Source organism: Gilliamella sp. B14384G12, assembly GCF_016101825.1.
GTDB lineage: Bacteria > Pseudomonadota > Gammaproteobacteria > Enterobacterales > Orbaceae > Gilliamella > Gilliamella apicola_N.
Genome location: NZ_JACFPU010000002.1, coordinates 136,018 through 152,087, shown reverse-complemented (window position 1 = coordinate 152,087; position 16,070 = coordinate 136,018). Strand labels below are relative to the sequence as shown.

The following is a 16,070-nucleotide window of genomic DNA, read 5'->3' as shown; positions in this document are numbered from 1 at the left end:
TATGGCAACATCAAGTAAATTAGCGAAAATCATCAAAATTAGAGCCATTTCGGCGATATGGATTATTCCGATTGTTACTGCAATTGTTGGTCTTTGGATCATCTATTCTCATTTTGCTGATAGAGGGACTTCTTTTACCTTACTTGCCAAAGATGCAAGTGGTATTGTTGCTGGTAAAACCGTTATTAAAAACCGCAGTGTTGATATCGGTATTGTCGATGAAGTAACATTATCAAAAGATTTTGAAAAAGTGGTCATAAAAGGCCGAATCTATAATGATATGGAACCGCTGCTTAAAAATGACTCTATTTTTTGGGTTGTCAAACCAGAGATTGGTCGTGATGGTGTAACAGGATTAGGTACTATTTTATCTGGTGTTTATATTGAGTTAGCATCCGGCAACGATACACATAGTTTCAAAAATAATCCATTTATACTATCAGATAATCCGCCATTATCAGATCCAAGTATTAAAGGTATTCGGGTTAATCTTGAAAGTGATCAAAACGGTGTGATTCCGCGTGGAGCATCTGTGATGTTTCATGGTTATCGTGTAGGTAATGTTGAAACTTCTGAATTTGATATTGATTCACGTAAAATGAAATATCAAATTTTTATCACCAAACCTTACGATGCTTTAGTCACTCAAAATGTTCGTTTTTGGAAAGAAGGGGGCATTGATTTAGCACTTTCTTCATCGGGTGCGAGTCTTAATGTGCCTTCTTTAGATGTATTAATGTCCGGCGGTATAAGTTTTGATTTGCCTGATGGTTCTAAGTTAGGTGCGCCAGCTGAGCAACATGCAGTATATAAATTATATGAAGATAAAAAATCAATTCAAGATTCACAATATACAGAATATAAAGAATTTCTGATTATGCTTTCTGAATCCATATCTGGATTGGTTGAAGGCGCGCCTGTTGAGTATCATGGTATTCGCCTTGGTACGGTATCTAAAGTACCATTTTATACATCTGAAATGTTAAATAAAACATTTATTTTAAATCAAAGAGTACCCGTATTAATTAGGATCGAGCCCGATCGCTTATCTGAGTTGGTTGATGAAAAGATCGATATTGCTACCTTAATTATGGACGAGCAAAAAAATGGCTTAAGAGCCTCGTTAAAAACTTCAAATATGTTTACAGGTGCGCTTTTTATTGATCTTGATTTTTATCCTGAATTAAAAAATAAATATAACGCTAAATCAAGCATTCTATATGGTTATAATACTATAGAAACAACGTCAACAGGTATTGCACAGATTCAAGCTAAAGTGATGCAGTTATTAGATAATTTCAATAATTTACCACTAAATAATACAATGACGGAATTTAATAAATCGTTAGCTTCAACTCAGCGCTTAATGAATTCATTAAATCAAATTATGGCGAGTAATGAAATGCAAAATATGCCTGGCGATCTACAAGAAACGTTAAGAACGTTAAACGAAACCATGAAAGGCATACAACCAGGTTCAGAACTTAATAAGCAAATGAATGAAAGTCTGCAAAAAGTTCAACAAATGATGGATGAATTAACACCATTACTTAATACACTTAATGATAAAAGTAATGCGTTGATTTTCTCTGCTCCAAATAAGAAAGACCAAGAACCGAAAGCGAAAGGTAAAAAGTAATGAATAAAATGATGCGAAATTTCCTTATAACATTTTGTGGAACTGCATTTATGTTACTCGTTGGCTGTTCAGCAAACACGCAAGACAAAAGTTATTTCCAATTAGCTAGTAATTTGCCTGTTCAAACACCAAAAACAATGAAATCAACTAATCGTTTTATAAAGATCGATTCCATTGATGTAGCCAGTTTCTTAAATAAATCTGGTATTGTTTTGCAAACAGAAGATATCAAGTATGTTACAGCTATAAATAATCTATGGGTTTCGACGCTTTCTCAACAGCTTGAAGAACGATTAGTACAAGATTTAAGTTTGTTACTGCCAGATTATTTGATTTCGAGTAAGTCGCTAGCAACTCCAACATTAACCGTTAAACTTTTTATTGATGGTTTTCATGGTAGTTACAATGGAGATGCGATTATAAAGGGGCGTTGGATTGTTACAAACAATAAAAACCATATCGAAACAAAACCATTTGAACGTCATATTCCATTAGCCAAAAATGGTTATGATGCTTTAGTTAAAGCGTTGTCAAAAGGATGGCAAGAAGAAGAGCAAGATTTTGCTAATTCTATAACATATTAAATTAATAAAACATTCCGCCGCCATTCTGGCGGAATGTTTCAATAATAGTAGATCACAACATCTGCTTGAACCGATCAAATACCTTATCATCAATTTCAACCCATTTGCGAACACTATTAATAAAAGCAATTTTATCAGCCTTTAATAATTCATCGATTAAAATTGTTTTTTCAATTATTTGTTTTTGATCCAAATAAAATTGTCGCATAGTACCAGCCAATAATCCCGATTTAATTTTAGGTGTAACCCATTGATTATTAATTAATAGCACAAGATTACCGTTAACAAATTCAGTTATTTCATTGTTTTGATTAAAATTAATATATTCTTTACCTATCGTTAGTTGCGGAAAATGTTCACGGTTTGATGTTTTGTGATACAAATAGATATTTTTATTATTTACACATTGTGGTGCGAGTGTGATTTCATTGATTTCCATTGGTACGTTAATAATGTCTTTGCTAATATCACATCGACCATCTTGTTGTAGTAAAATTCTGACCTTACAAATACTTTCACATTCTGCACTGGCTAATTTAATCAATTGTAATTTGATGGAATCAATATCGCATTTAAAATCAAAATAGTATGCAGTATTAGCAAGTCTAGTTAAATGTTCATCAAGCAATAAAATTTGCCCTTTTTCTAACAGTAATGATTCAATAAGATATTGGGGGAACCTTGCTGTGCGGTTTAATATAGCGGATTTTGCTAAGATTTCACTATATTCATCGTTTGATGTTGAATCCCAAGTTATCCCACCTCCAACACCATAATGCATCTGCTGATTGTGAATTGTTAATGTACGAATGGGTATATTAAATATTGCAGTTTTCATATAGGGGGTAATGTAACCTATGGTTCCACAATATACACCTCTAGGTGAATTTTCAGTGTCTGCAATGATTTGCATTGTACTTGTTTTAGGTGCTCCAGTAATTGAACCACATGGGAACAATGCTTGAAAAATTTGATATAAACTGATCTTTTCAGCCAACTCGGCTTGAATGGTTGAGGTCAACTGCCAAACGGTAGGGTATTTCTCGGCAGAAAATAATTTTGGGACAACGACCGAGCCAGCTTTAGCAATTCGGCTTAAATCATTACGTAGTAAATCAACAATCATCATATTTTCAGCCTGATTTTTCTCAGAAAATAATGTCTCTAACTGTTGATTATCATGGTGAATATTTAAACCTCGAGCGGCAGTTCCTTTCATCGGTTTTGTTGTGATTGTTTGATTATCTAACTTAAAAAATAGTTCAGGAGAAATCGATAAAATCTGATAATTTTCAAATTCAAGATAAGCACAATAACTCGCTTGGTTATTTTCTTGTAAAAATTTGTAATAATCATAGGCATTATCATTAAATGGTGCACTAAATTGGATCGTGTAGTTGGTTTGATATGTATTTCCCGATTCAATCTGCCCACGAATATAGTCAATTTTTTGATTATATTCTTCAATTGAAGTGTCACATTTTAAATCGAAATGACAAGGTTTATAATCGCTTTTTGTTAATGATTCAACTGTTGAATAATCTTGATAAATACCAAATAGTAGTACAGGTAGCGCATTATCTGATTTTTGGATATTCTTGGTTTTATTTGCTTGATTAAATCCCATTGCACTTTCATAAGCAAGATAACCAACCGCATAAAAACCTTGCTGTGTGAACTTTTCGATTGCATCTAATTGTTGTTTAACCGTGGAGTAATCGTTGGATCTCAAAATTGTAATAGGATCAGAAAAACATTTCTGTTGACCTTCAAAATCAATATAAACTTTCATATTAATATTACTCATAAATAAAATTATGAATCATTTGTAAACCTGATTCTGTTTTAATTGCTTCTGGATGAAATTGCACGGATTCAATGGGTAATGTTTTATGTCGTAATCCCATAATTAATCCTTGTTTGTTACGAGCGGTAACCATGAGAGGTGACTTTGTTTGAGATAAATTATCGTCAGCAATTAAAGAGTGATAGCGAACTACAGAAAGAGGGTTTTTAATGCCTTTAAATAATCCTTGACCATCATGTATAATTTCATCGATTTTACCGTGCATAGGCATAGGTGCTTTGCAAATGGAATAACCATAATACTGTGCAATTGTTTGATGACCCAAACAGATACCTAATATTGGACAACAATTGGCAAATTCGGCAATCACTGTTAGTGATATTCCAGCATTATCGGGCGTTCCCGGACCAGGTGAAATAATTATTTTAGAAAAAGTTAGCTCTTTTATTTGTTCAACGGTCATTTCATCATTTTTTATCACTTGGACTTTTGCACCCAATCGGCATAAATAATCGTAAATATTGAACGTAAAAGAATCATAGTTATCTATTAATAGTATCAAAATATCTTCCGTTAATTAAAAAAGAATTTTTTGTCAACTTGGTGATTATGGAAATCATCATTATAAATGACAAGTCACCATTGCCGACATCATGATTAAAAATTTCATTTCATTGTTTCGATTAATCAAGCTAGATTTAGTTTAAATCCAGCTATTATTGACGCCATTATACAAGCAAGAAGTGCTAATAAGAGATGATTACTAACTTAATATTACTTTATTCCTATTTTTTTACTTAAACGTACCCATAACCTGAAACTTTTTGACAAAAATACCTTCTTTTTGTGATAACTCTCACAAAAGCCTACAGCTATTCTTGTATGGTAGTATATTTTATTATATTTTTCCTAAATTCAATCAACATAGACTTTATTTAATAACAACAACAAACAAATTAGACGTTTTTATGACTCCTTTTTTGATTGAATTATTAAACTCACCAAAACTAAACATTAATAAAAGTTTCGACAGGTCTGTTTATTTGAGGATAAAAATATGCAAAAAATAACATTTGAAGAAATGAAAGCGACTATAAAAAAAGCATTTCTTAATGCTGGATTATCTGAATCACAAGCAGAAATATGTGCACACATACATACCGAATCTACTTCTGACGGGGTTTATTCCCATGGATTAAATCGTGTCGCTCGTTTTGTTGATTATGTCAATAAAGGTTGGGTAGATATTAACGCTAAACCTAGTTTAGTTAAATCACTGGGTGTGCTTGAAGTTTATGATGGAAATCAAGGGATCGGAATAACAAATGCACTATTTGCTTTAGATAAAGCAATTGAATTAGCTAAAAAACATGCTGTTGGCATTATTGGATTACGTAATACAACGCATTGGATGCGAGGCGGAACTTACGGTTGGAAAGCTGTAGAAAAGGGATTTGCAGCAATGTGTTGGACGAATACCGAATCGTGTATGCCTGCGTGGGGAGCAAAAAATACACGTTTAGGCAATAATCCATTCGTGATGGCAGTGCCTAGTTCAGATGATTCAATCGTTGTTGATATGGCGATGTCACAATATGCATATGGTAAGCTTCAAGTCACTCGCTTAAAAGGTGAGAAACTTCCATTTCCAGGAGGGTATGACAAAGATGGAAAATTAACTGATGATCCAGGATCAATCGAAGAATCAATGCGAATTATACCAACTGGATATTGGAAAGGGTCAAGTATGGCTATCGTATTAGATGCAATGGCTGCACTTTTATCGATGGGCAATCCAACTAATGAAATTGATAAGATTCAAAAAGGAAGTTGTACCGGTGCTAGTCAGATTTTTATGGTATTTGACCCATCTCAATTAGGAGGAAAAGAATTTAACGAACAGATGGTTAATAGTATTACTCAATATGTTAATACCTCAACACCAGCTGAAGGACAAAAAGCAGTTTTTTATCCAGGTGAATTATCAAAAAAAACACGCAAAGAGCATCTAACCAATGGTATTCCTGTTGATACTGAAGTGTGGCGTGAAGTTGTTTCATTAGCAAATTAGCTGAAAATCAAAATTAATAATTAAAAAATATATAGCAACTCATTAATTTTTACGCCAAACGAAGAATTGATTAAAAAGGAATAGGATATGAATAATGCGGTTAGTAACAAGAAAAAAGTGACGATTCCAATCGCTATCGGTTATGGTTTAACGGATATTATGGGTGGTGGTGCCTTTACCATCATTGGAGCATGGTTACTCTTTTTTTATACCACCTTTGTAGGATTAACGCCTATTGAGGCAGCATCTATTGTGGCAATTGCACGAATTGTTGATGCAATCGTTAGTTTATTTATGGGTAGTTTTACCGATAATTTTTACAAATATAAATTAGGACAAAAATTTGGTAGAAGACGGTTTTTCTTACTAATTGGTTCTCCTCTTATGTTGATTTATGTTTTACTTTGGATAACAGGGATGAATTATTGGTTTTATTTAACCGTATATCTAGTATTTGAAATTGTTGCAGCTATTGTATTAATTCCTTGGGAAACATTACCCTCAGAAATGACTAAAGATTATAATGATCGAACCAAATTATCTACAGGCCGGATGTTTTTATCTGCGAGTGGAACTTTCTTAGCAACTTTAGTGCCGGGTATTTTAATTCATAATTTTGGTGAAAATAACGCTTACGCTTATTTTATTAATGGACTTTTCTTCGCGATTATTTTTGCTGTTTGTGTATTTATTTCATATAAAGTAACGTGGGAACGAGAACTGACTCCAGAGATGTTAAAGCATCAAGAACAAGGTGTGAACAAAAAGAGTTTTTCTGAAAAAGTAAGTTCTGTTAAACAACTAGTTAAGGATTATTTATCTACATTTCATATTAGAGCTTTTCGTCGCCATTTAGCTATCTATTTATTTTCATTTACAGCAAAAGATATTTTTAATACGGTTTTTGTCTTCTTTTGTGTCTATTGTTTATGTGTCTCTTCGTCATTTGCTGGAGGACTATTATCGTTAAGTATTATAGGGTTACCAATAACATTATTGGCTGGTGTTGCAATGGTAAAATACGGTCCAGGAAAGCTGTATGTTTTCTCTTATACAACTATGATCATCTGTATTCTTGGTTTTTATGCAATATATATAGTCGATCCGTCATCCAAAATCTGGTGGTTGTATATTATAGCGATTTGTTATCAAGCTGGTCGTTGTATTTTAGAATTTACCCCATGGAATGTGTTCCCATTTATTCCTGATATTGACGAAATGCTCACCAGACAACGTCGAGAAGGTTTATTTGCGGCGGTAATGACATTTGGTCGTAAAACAACGGTTGCTATCGCAACGTTTATTGTGGGATTAATTCTACAAAAGGGTGGCTTTATACAAGGAAGTACTCAACAAAGCGCTGAAGCAATAAATACCATAAGTATTTTATTTGTTGGTGGTACCGTTGGTTTATTATTAATTGCGTTAATTTATGCTTTAACTTTTAAGTTAAATAAACAAACTCACACAATTTTGGTCGCAGAAATAGAACGTCTAAAAAATAATGGTTCAAAAAATGATGTTTCAGAACAGACACGTAAAGTTGTTGAAAATCTTACTGGTCATAAATATGAACATTTGTGGCGAGATAAATAATGCAATTATGAGGAGATACATCTTCGCTCATGATAAATATTGTTATCTATAAGATCCTCTATCAAATCTGATATTTATAAATATTTTTATAAAAAAATGTAATATTGATTCAATACTACATTTTTTTATCTATCCCAAATATATCAATAATTAATTTTGATAATCTTGTTTAAAATCAACTTAATAATCTAATGATAATTATCTAATTAACTATTTTTTCAGCATTCCAATCTATAGTTAAAACATTTGCTAAACCTCAATTTCTTTACGATCTCTCCTCCTTAGTGTGATCTTTCTCACAAAAACATTCTAATCTACTTGTATGGTAGTATTGGATCGATTAATTTGATGCTGCACTAATTATTAACGAGGTATTCAATGAAAATTGTAAAAGCAGAAGTTTTTGTATGCAGCCCGGGGCGAAACTTTGTCACATTAAAAATAACTACAGATGAAGGCGTTTATGGTGTTGGTGATGCAACACTTAACGGGCGAGAATTATCAGTAGCATCTTATCTTAAAGATCATCTTTGCCCTCAACTTATTGGGCGTGATCCTCATCAAATTGAAGATATTTTCCAATATTTTTATAAAGGAGCTTATTGGCGTCGTGGTCCAGTGACAATGTCAGCGATATCGGCAATTGATATGGCGTTATGGGATATCAAAGGTAAAGTTGCCAATATGCCACTTTATCAATTATTGGGCGGTGCTTCACGTACTGGCGTAATGGTGTATTGCCATACCACTGGTAAAGATATCGAAGAAGCGTTAGATGATTATGCTAAACATAAAGAGATGGGTTTCAAAGCAATCCGAGTCCAATGCGGTATACCCGGAATGAAAACGACTTATGGTCAAAGTAAAGGGAAAAATCTTGCATACGAACCCGCTACGCGTGGCAATTATCCTGAAGAACAGTTTTGGGCAACGGATAAATATTTAGACTTTACGCCAAAATTATTTGAAGCAGTGCGAAACAAATTCGGTTTTAACGAACATCTATTGCATGACATGCACCATCGCTTAACCCCAATTGAAGCTGCGCGTTTTGGTAAAAGTATTGAAGATTATCGTCTATTTTGGATGGAAGATCCTACACCGGCTGAAAATCAAGAATGCTTCCGTTTAATTCGTCAACACACTGTAACACCCATTGCTGTTGGTGAAGTATTTAACAGCATTTGGGACTGTAAACAACTGATTGAAGAACAGCTCATCGATTACATTCGAACCACAATAACTCATGCTGGTGGTATCACTCACATGCGTCGAATAGCTGATTTTGCTGCGCTTTATCAAGTTAGAACTGGCTCTCATGGACCATCTGATTTATCACCAATCTGTCATGCCGCAGCACTACATTTTGATATGTGGGTGCCTAACTTTGGTGTTCAAGAATTTATGGGTTACTCAGAACAGATGTTAGAAGTCTTTTCTCCAAATTGGACTTTCAATGATGGTTATATGCATCCAAGTGACAAACCAGGTTTAGGTATCGATTTTGATGAAAAACTAGCCGCTAAATATCCATACAACCCCGCTTATTTGCCAATTGCTCGTTTAGAAGATGGCACTTTGTGGAATTGGTAAGTTAAAGGAGTTTATATGAAAAGTATTGCAATAAAACAACCCAATGAATTAGTAATCGAGGAACGTGAAGTTCCTCAACCTAAATCAGGTGAGGTTAGAGTAAGAGTAAAATTAGCTGGTATTTGTGGTTCAGATAGTCATATTTACCGCGGACATAATCCTTTTGCTAAATATCCAAGAGTAATTGGGCATGAATTTTTTGGGGTGATTGATGCTGTTGGAGAGGGGGTTGATCAATCTAGAATCGGTGAGCGTGTTTCTGTTGATCCTGTAATTAGCTGTGGATGTTGTTACCCTTGTTCAGTTGGTCGTCCTAATGTTTGTTCCTCTTTAACTGTTTTGGGTGTTCATCGTGATGGCGGATTCAGTCAATATGCTGTTGTACCAAGTAAAAATGCTTATGTGATACCAAATGAAATCAATGATGAATTTGCTGTAATGATAGAGCCTTTCACAATAGCTGCTAATGCAACTGCACAACTAAAACCGACCCAAAATGATGTTGCATTAATTTATGGTGCAGGCCCAATGGGATTAACTTCAGTGCAAGCCCTGAAAGGTGTGTATAACGTTAAAGAAGTTATTGTTGTCGATCGTATTGATGAACGTTTAGCGATGGCAAAAAGTAGTGGTGCTGATCGGACTATTAATAACACATCATTATCATTAAAAGATGAATTAGATAAATTGAATATCAAACCAACGGTAATCATTGATGCCGCTTGTCATCCTTCAATTTTGCAAGAAGCAATTACAATTGCATCGCCAGCTGCAAGAATTCTCATTATGGGTTTTTCAAGCGATCCATGTCAAATAACACAACAAGGTATTACCAGTAAAGAGCTTTCTATTTTCTCTTCACGACTCAATGCAAACAAATTCCCAATCGTCATTGATTGGTTAAATAAAAAATTAATTGATCCTAACAAACTGATTACTCATCGATTTGATTATACGGATGTGGTTCAGGCAATCCAAACTTTCGAAAAAGATCAGAAACAGTGTTGCAAGGTTTTATTGACTTTTAGTTAGGTCAATTTTTATAAACTAAATGATAAGTGAGAGCGAGTAAAATATGAATAAGATAGGAAATAATAAAAGTGAAAGAAATACTTCAGATTTAGTTAAAGCTGCTGTTTCTGGTTGGCTTGGAACCGCATTAGAGTTTATGGATTTCCAATTATATTCTTTAGGTGCTGCACTTGTATTTCATGAAATATTTTTCCCTGAACAATCAGCGATTATGGCATTGATATTAGCGATGGGAACTTATGGCGCTGGATACGTTGCACGTATTGTTGGCGCTTTTGTTTTTGGCCGCATGGGTGATGCAATTGGTAGAAAGAAAGTATTATTTATCACTATCACTATGATGGGTATTTGTACCACATTGATAGGTTTTTTACCCACCTATGCTCAAGTCGGTATTTTAGCGCCATTAATGTTAGTTGTTTTGCGTATTATTCAAGGATTAGGTGCTGGTGCAGAAATTTCTGGTGCTGGCACTATGCTCGCAGAGTATGCGCCAAAAGGAAAACGAGGAATTGTTTCTTCACTTGTCGCGATGGGTACTAACTGTGGGACTTTAAGTGCGACAGCAATTTGGGCAATTATGTTTTTTATACTAGATAAAGATCAACTCATATCTTGGGGGTGGCGAGTACCATTTATTGCCAGTGTCATTGTTATGATCTTTGCCATTTGGCTCCGAATGAATTTAAAAGAGAGTCCTGTTTTTGATGATGTAAATGATGCAACAGCAAAAACAAGTAATGAAAAACCAGCAATTAAACATATTTCATTATTGGAGATGTGTAAAAGTAAATCTTTTTGGTTAGCAACGGGGTTACGCTTTGGTCAAGCTGGGAATTCTGGTTTAATTCAAACTTTTTTAGCCGGTTACTTAGTACAAGCATTGTTATTTGAGAAAAGCATACCAACTGATGCTTTAATGATCAGTTCAATTGTTGGTTTTTTCACAATTCCTTTCTTAGGTTGGTTATCCGATAAGATTGGGCGTCGCGTACCTTATATAATTATGACTTTATCAGCAATTATTCTTGCTTATCCAATGTTATCTATTATTGTTGATAAAAATCATTCAGTGAGTACCATTATGTTATGTTTGATTGTTATTCATAACGTTGCGGTATTGGGACTGTTTGCATTAGAAAACATCACAATGGCAGAAATGTTTGGCGCGCGTAATCGATTTACTCAAATGGCGATATCTAAAGAAGCAGGTGGACTTATTGCGGTAGGATTTGGTCCAATATTAGCGGGAATTTTCTGTAAAATGGTTAACGATTGGTGGCCAATTGTTGTTATGATTATTATCTATTCTTGTATTGGTTTAGTTTCTGCGATTTTTATGCCTGAGGTAAAAGATCGTAATTTAGCTGATTTAAAAGATGCAGCAGAATAAAAAAATGGGAAAAATAATGAAATTATCAAATCAAACTTTATCACAACTACCTGAAGCGGTAGTTGTACCAAATTATGATAGAAATCAGCTTAAAACTAAAATCGTTCATCTTGGTTTTGGTGCTTTTCATCGTGCTCATCAAGCTGTATTTGCCGATATTTTAGCTGCCGAACATGGTAGTGATTGGGGATACTGTGAAGTCAATTTAATTGGTGGTGAAAAACAAATCGCTGATCTTAAAGAACAAAATTATCTATTTAGTGTTTGTGAAATGTCCTATGATAACTGGTCTACTCGAGTGGTGGGGGTCGCCAAAGAAGCATTACATGCAGATATAGATGGTATAGCAAAAATTTTAGAGGTTATGACGCGTCCAGAAATCGCAATTATATCAATAACTGTCACTGAAAAAGGTTATTGTTATTTACCCGCGACAGCATCAATTGATATCAATAATGTCCTTATTCAACACGACATTGACAATCCAACTCATCCTAAAAGTGTGCCGGGGGTCATTGTTGAAGCTTTACGTATTCGTAAAGAAAAAGGCTTGAAACCTTTTTCGGTCATGTCTTGTGACAATATGCCAGAAAATGGTCATGTAACACGTAATGTAGTTTTGGCTTTAGCAAAAATAAGGGATGCAAACTTATCCCAATGGATTGAAAAAAATGTCAGCTTTCCATCTACTATGGTTGACCGTATTGTGCCAGCAGTAACGCCAGATACAATAACAAAAATACAAAAGCAATTGGGGGGCATTGACGATCCTGCAGGTGTTGCTGGTGAGCCATTCAAGCAATGGGTAATTGAAGATAATTTTGTCGCAGGTCGTCCAGAATGGCAAAAATCGGGTGCAGAGTTAGTCAATGATGTTTTACCGTATGAAGAAATGAAATTACGCATGCTAAATGGCAGTCACTCCTTTTTTGCCTATCTAGGGTATTTGGCAGGATATTTACACATAGATGAATGTATGCAAGATCCCCATTATGTAAAAGCGGCTCGTCACCTTATGTTACAAGAACAAGCAACGACCTTACGCGTAAAAGGGGTTGATTTATCTGCTTACGCAGATTCGTTACTGGATCGTTATCGTAACACTGGTCTTAAACATCGTACTTGGCAAATTGCCATGGATGGTACATTAAAATTACCACAACGTATGCTTGATTCAGTTCGTTATCATTTAACCAATAATACACCATTTGATTGTTTAGCTTTAGGCATTGCTGCTTGGATGCGATACGTTAGTGGTATCGATGATAATGGTAAAAATATTGAAATTAGTGATCCAGCCGCAGAGCAACTAAAAGAGTTGGTATCAAACAGTCCCGATAATGAAGAGCGAGTCAAAGCATTATTATCATTGACGCATGTTTTTGGAAATGATTTATCTAATAATCAACATTTTATAGTTCAGGTTACCAACGCTTATTTATCTTTAAGAGATAAAGGTGCTAAACAAACCGTTCAACAATTAGCACAAAGTTTTTAACACAACTAACAATAATTAATAAAACACAAAGTGTAATAACCAGTAATGGTATTACACTTTTCTAACTGTCTAAATATGAAGCAGCGCCTAATTTATTATTATGGGTATTTATCAAAAAAACTTTTCTTATGCTTAAAAATCACCTACTATTCTTAATTATTTATTCTTTTAAATAAGATGGTATATGTTTAAATCTATCGACTTAAATATTTCTGAACCCGTTAATCAACAAATTTATCGTACATTACGAAAAGCTATTATTACCTGTTATGTTTTACCAGGTGTTTTACTTTCAGAAAAAGAAATTTCCAGTCAATTCAATGTTTCTCGCCAACCTGTTCGTGAAGCATTTATTAAACTAGCTGAAGCAGGTCTTGTACAAATTCTTCCCCAACGTGGCACATTTGTAACGAAAATTTCTATCAAGAAAGTGATGGATGGGCAATTTATCCGTGAAGCAGTTGAATGCGCCATCATCAAACGTGCCGCTGTAGAGATCAGTCAATCAGATATTTTATTATTGCAAAAAAATCTAGCGGAACAAAAACAAGCTAATGAACGTAAAGACATACGCTATTTTTTGGAAAAAGATGACGAGTTTCATCAAATATTAATGAATGTAATTGATTGTCCGATGGCATGGCAAACAGTTGAAAATATCAAAGCTATGATGGATAGAGTAAGATATTTAACATTAGAAGATGTCTCTCCACCGGAAGATCTAGTTAAACAACATGAAAAAATTTTAATTGCACTGGAAAATCATGATCCAGAGCTTGCAGCACAGGCTTTACATGAACATTTGTCGGCGATTCTACAAACTATAACAATCGTGTCGCAGCAAAAAAATGAATGGTTTGTTGATTAATACTGATATTATCTTATCTTTTTTTATTGTAAAACCTGATTATTTATTAAATTTTGTATTCATATCTTTAGCTTATTTAGTTAAAAAAATTAATAAAATTACTGGTTATAATTATCACGCTATAATGTTTTTTGATTTGAAAAACCTAGGTAAGGTTGTAATATGATTAAACAAGTAAAAATTCAAGTGAGTGGACGGGTACAAGGGGTTGGATTTCGTTTTTTTACTCATCAACAAGCAAAAAAGCTGGGTTTATTTGGCTACGTTAAAAATTTGGATAATGGTGATGTTGAAATTCTTATTCAAGGCGATAGTTTACAAATAACTAAATTTACTGAGTGGCTTAACCAAGGGGGACCTTCTTCTGCCCGCATTAGCAATCTTAATATTTGTGAATTAGTACCTAAAAACGATTTAACTTCTTTTAATATCCGATATTAGTTTATTTAAATAAGTTAATCTTAGATGATTTTTAATGGTAGTCACCCAGTTTTTCTAAATAATACTTAGATGGTTAATTAATATAAAATATTATTAAATTTGCTTTTAACGCTTACGTAAATAACCTAAAACACGAAAGGCATCTATTTTCCATAATCCATCTTTATAAACTAGCGGAAACGTAGCTCGACTACTGGCAGTAGGGCCGGGATTTTGCTGAACGATCTCAATATCAGTGTCAGTAACTTTACTGATGATGGCTACATGACCATATCTAGACCAACCTAAGACAATAATATCGTCAACTTGAGGTTTAGTGGGGGAGCCATTATGGAATTGAAGTAAATTCCGTTTAGGATTAAGAGCTCCATCTGGTATCGAATCATCAAAAAAATCTTTAGCATGGCCATAACTGTCAGGCATTTTATGATTAAACCGTTCGTAATAGTAACGTTTAATAAACTCAACACACTGATACTTCAAGCCTAAATTATAACCATCTTTTGCTACATTTCTACCACTAACATGGTTTACTGCACCATTATAATAAACTTTAACACCATTGAATTCATCAACAACCATGCCAATTTTACTTTCATCAACATTTAAATCAGCATAAACAAAATGATAAAAACCAATACCCAATAACATTACTAAAACAATTATTGAAAAAACAATTTTTTTAAAGCTTAATAACATCTGGGGTCCCTTTTACATATCTTTTTTATCTTAAAAACGAAGAATGTTCTAATCCTTGAATGTGTTATATATTATCATTAAAAGTTATCTGTTTTATAGTAAAAAGAAAATTTATAAGTAAATTATCAATATTTTCAATTATTATTTTGAGAATACTTAACTTCTTTTAATGTCAGATATTAATTTAATAAAAAATAAAGTAAAATAACCAAATTACAGAACTTAAAGATAACGATTTATCCTTGTTATTGATTAAACTTATTCGTGTGATAAAAATATGCTATGAATAAAAAAAATTTAATCTATATCTTACTTATCATTGTGGTGGTTGGTGTTTATTATAATTATCAGAAAGATGATGATTCAGATTCAATGTCAACAATCAGCTTATCGGATACGCCGATATATCAAAGTGATGATATGATAACAAATATTTATGACATATCAGGAGAGATCATCTACAAAATTGAATCAGTTAAAGTAAAACATTATGATGAATCAAATAATACTGAATTTGATTTCCCCAATTTGACTATTTATGATCGGGAACATTCCGCTACATGGAATATTCACTCTCAAAAAGCAACGTTAACCAATGATAAATTGATTTATCTTAATCAAAATGTTCAATTAGATAATTTAACTACTGATGCTCAATTAAAGCATGTATTAACGGATAATGCCATTATTGATTTAACGACCCAAAATGTCACCTCTAAAGATCTTGTTACTATTAAAGGGGTTGGTTTTTTTTCAACGGGGCAAGGATTAATTGGAAATTTACGGACAAAAACTGCAAATATACTTGAAAATATAAAAACTTATTACAACACTGAGGCAAAATAAAAA

14 protein-coding genes are annotated in these 16,070 nt (G+C 33.5%); 11 read left to right on the top strand and 3 right to left on the bottom strand.

Going from position 1 to position 16,070, the window contains the following annotated elements; genetic code table 11:
• The first annotated feature begins 1 nt into the window (after nt 1).
• Together pqiB and H3S73_RS03255 are read left to right on the top strand one after the other, a co-directional pair.
• On the top strand, nt 2-1,639 hold the full coding sequence (pqiB, locus tag H3S73_RS03260; protein ID WP_198226471.1) for an intermembrane transport protein PqiB: 1,638 nt from the start codon (nt 2-4) through the stop codon (nt 1,637-1,639).
• Nucleotides 1,639-2,223, top strand: a complete 585-nt coding sequence (locus tag H3S73_RS03255) for an ABC-type transport auxiliary lipoprotein family protein (RefSeq protein ID WP_198226473.1) — start codon at nt 1,639-1,641, stop codon at nt 2,221-2,223. Before pqiB ends, H3S73_RS03255 begins: the two co-directional genes overlap by 1 nt.
• A gap of 52 nt (nt 2,224-2,275) precedes the next feature.
• On the opposite strand, the gene pabB is transcribed toward H3S73_RS03255, so the two are convergent.
• Together pabB and H3S73_RS03245 are read right to left on the bottom strand one after the other, a co-directional pair.
• A complete protein-coding gene (pabB, locus tag H3S73_RS03250) occupies nt 2,276-4,015 on the bottom strand; it encodes an aminodeoxychorismate synthase component I (RefSeq protein WP_172398125.1) in 1,740 nt (579 codons plus the stop codon).
• Between the two features lie 7 nt (nt 4,016-4,022).
• Nucleotides 4,023-4,592 carry an aminodeoxychorismate/anthranilate synthase component II gene (locus tag H3S73_RS03245; RefSeq protein WP_086300788.1) on the bottom strand — a complete coding sequence of 190 codons (570 nt, stop codon included), beginning with the start codon at nt 4,590-4,592 and terminating at the stop codon, nt 4,023-4,025.
• A 495-nt stretch (nt 4,593-5,087) separates the two neighbouring features.
• Here H3S73_RS03245 and yiaK point away from each other — a divergent pair, with 495 nt between their 5' ends.
• The 8 genes from yiaK (at nt 5,088) to yccX (ending at nt 14,522) form a co-directional block, all read left to right on the top strand.
• Nucleotides 5,088-6,101, top strand: coding sequence for a 3-dehydro-L-gulonate 2-dehydrogenase (yiaK, locus tag H3S73_RS03240; RefSeq protein WP_198235575.1), 1,014 nt, complete (start codon nt 5,088-5,090; stop codon nt 6,099-6,101).
• 87 nt (nt 6,102-6,188) lie between these two features.
• Entirely contained in the window at nt 6,189-7,697 is a 1,509-nt protein-coding gene (locus tag H3S73_RS03235) for an MFS transporter (RefSeq protein WP_198235574.1), read from the top strand.
• Nucleotides 7,698-8,075: 378 nt separating this feature from the next.
• The gene (manD, locus tag H3S73_RS03230) at nt 8,076-9,290 is read left to right on the top strand and encodes a D-mannonate dehydratase ManD (protein ID WP_065737658.1); all 1,215 of its coding nucleotides are present in this window, start codon (nt 8,076-8,078) and stop codon (nt 9,288-9,290) included.
• Nucleotides 9,291-9,305: 15 nt separating this feature from the next.
• Nucleotides 9,306-10,322, top strand: coding sequence for a Zn-dependent oxidoreductase (locus H3S73_RS03225; RefSeq protein WP_198235573.1), 1,017 nt, complete (start codon nt 9,306-9,308; stop codon nt 10,320-10,322).
• A 52-nt stretch (nt 10,323-10,374) separates the two neighbouring features.
• Nucleotides 10,375-11,715 carry an MFS transporter gene (locus tag H3S73_RS03220; RefSeq protein ID WP_370528776.1) on the top strand — a complete coding sequence of 447 codons (1,341 nt, stop codon included), beginning with the start codon at nt 10,375-10,377 and terminating at the stop codon, nt 11,713-11,715.
• 16 nt (nt 11,716-11,731) lie between these two features.
• A complete protein-coding gene (locus tag H3S73_RS03215; RefSeq protein ID WP_198235572.1) occupies nt 11,732-13,213 on the top strand; it encodes a mannitol dehydrogenase family protein in 1,482 nt (493 codons plus the stop codon).
• A gap of 184 nt (nt 13,214-13,397) precedes the next feature.
• On the top strand, nt 13,398-14,081 hold the full coding sequence (locus H3S73_RS03210) for a GntR family transcriptional regulator (protein ID WP_039128639.1): 684 nt from the start codon (nt 13,398-13,400) through the stop codon (nt 14,079-14,081).
• 162 nt (nt 14,082-14,243) lie between these two features.
• Nucleotides 14,244-14,522, top strand: coding sequence for an acylphosphatase (gene yccX, locus H3S73_RS03205; protein WP_198235571.1), 279 nt, complete (start codon nt 14,244-14,246; stop codon nt 14,520-14,522).
• A 105-nt stretch (nt 14,523-14,627) separates the two neighbouring features.
• On the opposite strand, the gene H3S73_RS03200 is transcribed toward yccX, so the two are convergent.
• Nucleotides 14,628-15,221 (bottom strand): CHAP domain-containing protein, encoded by a 594-nt coding sequence (locus tag H3S73_RS03200; protein ID WP_039128647.1) that lies wholly within the window; start codon nt 15,219-15,221, stop codon nt 14,628-14,630.
• A gap of 282 nt (nt 15,222-15,503) precedes the next feature.
• Between H3S73_RS03200 and lptC the strand changes: the two genes are divergently transcribed.
• Nucleotides 15,504-16,067 (top strand): LPS export ABC transporter periplasmic protein LptC, encoded by a 564-nt coding sequence (gene lptC / locus H3S73_RS03195; protein ID WP_198235570.1) that lies wholly within the window; start codon nt 15,504-15,506, stop codon nt 16,065-16,067.
• Nucleotides 16,068-16,070 lie beyond the last annotated feature (3 nt).

What these genes read in the sequence shown, in the direction of transcription:
- yccX (WP_198235571.1), top strand. Translation starts at nt 14,244, where the DNA reads ATGATTAAACAAGTAAAAATTCAAGTGAGTGGACGGGTACAAGGGGTT.
- H3S73_RS03225 (WP_198235573.1), top strand. Translation starts at nt 9,306, where the DNA reads ATGAAAAGTATTGCAATAAAACAACCCAATGAATTAGTAATCGAGGAA.
- H3S73_RS03215 (WP_198235572.1), top strand. Translation starts at nt 11,732, where the DNA reads ATGAAATTATCAAATCAAACTTTATCACAACTACCTGAAGCGGTAGTT.
- H3S73_RS03200 (WP_039128647.1), bottom strand. Translation starts at nt 15,221, where the DNA reads ATGTTATTAAGCTTTAAAAAAATTGTTTTTTCAATAATTGTTTTAGTA.
- lptC (WP_198235570.1), top strand. Translation starts at nt 15,504, where the DNA reads ATGAATAAAAAAAATTTAATCTATATCTTACTTATCATTGTGGTGGTT.
- H3S73_RS03210 (WP_039128639.1), top strand. Translation starts at nt 13,398, where the DNA reads ATGTTTAAATCTATCGACTTAAATATTTCTGAACCCGTTAATCAACAA.
- H3S73_RS03255 (WP_198226473.1), top strand. Translation starts at nt 1,639, where the DNA reads ATGAATAAAATGATGCGAAATTTCCTTATAACATTTTGTGGAACTGCA.
- pqiB (WP_198226471.1), top strand. Translation starts at nt 2, where the DNA reads ATGGCAACATCAAGTAAATTAGCGAAAATCATCAAAATTAGAGCCATT.
- H3S73_RS03235 (WP_198235574.1), top strand. Translation starts at nt 6,189, where the DNA reads ATGAATAATGCGGTTAGTAACAAGAAAAAAGTGACGATTCCAATCGCT.
- yiaK (WP_198235575.1), top strand. Translation starts at nt 5,088, where the DNA reads ATGCAAAAAATAACATTTGAAGAAATGAAAGCGACTATAAAAAAAGCA.
- pabB (WP_172398125.1), bottom strand. Translation starts at nt 4,015, where the DNA reads ATGAAAGTTTATATTGATTTTGAAGGTCAACAGAAATGTTTTTCTGAT.
- manD (WP_065737658.1), top strand. Translation starts at nt 8,076, where the DNA reads ATGAAAATTGTAAAAGCAGAAGTTTTTGTATGCAGCCCGGGGCGAAAC.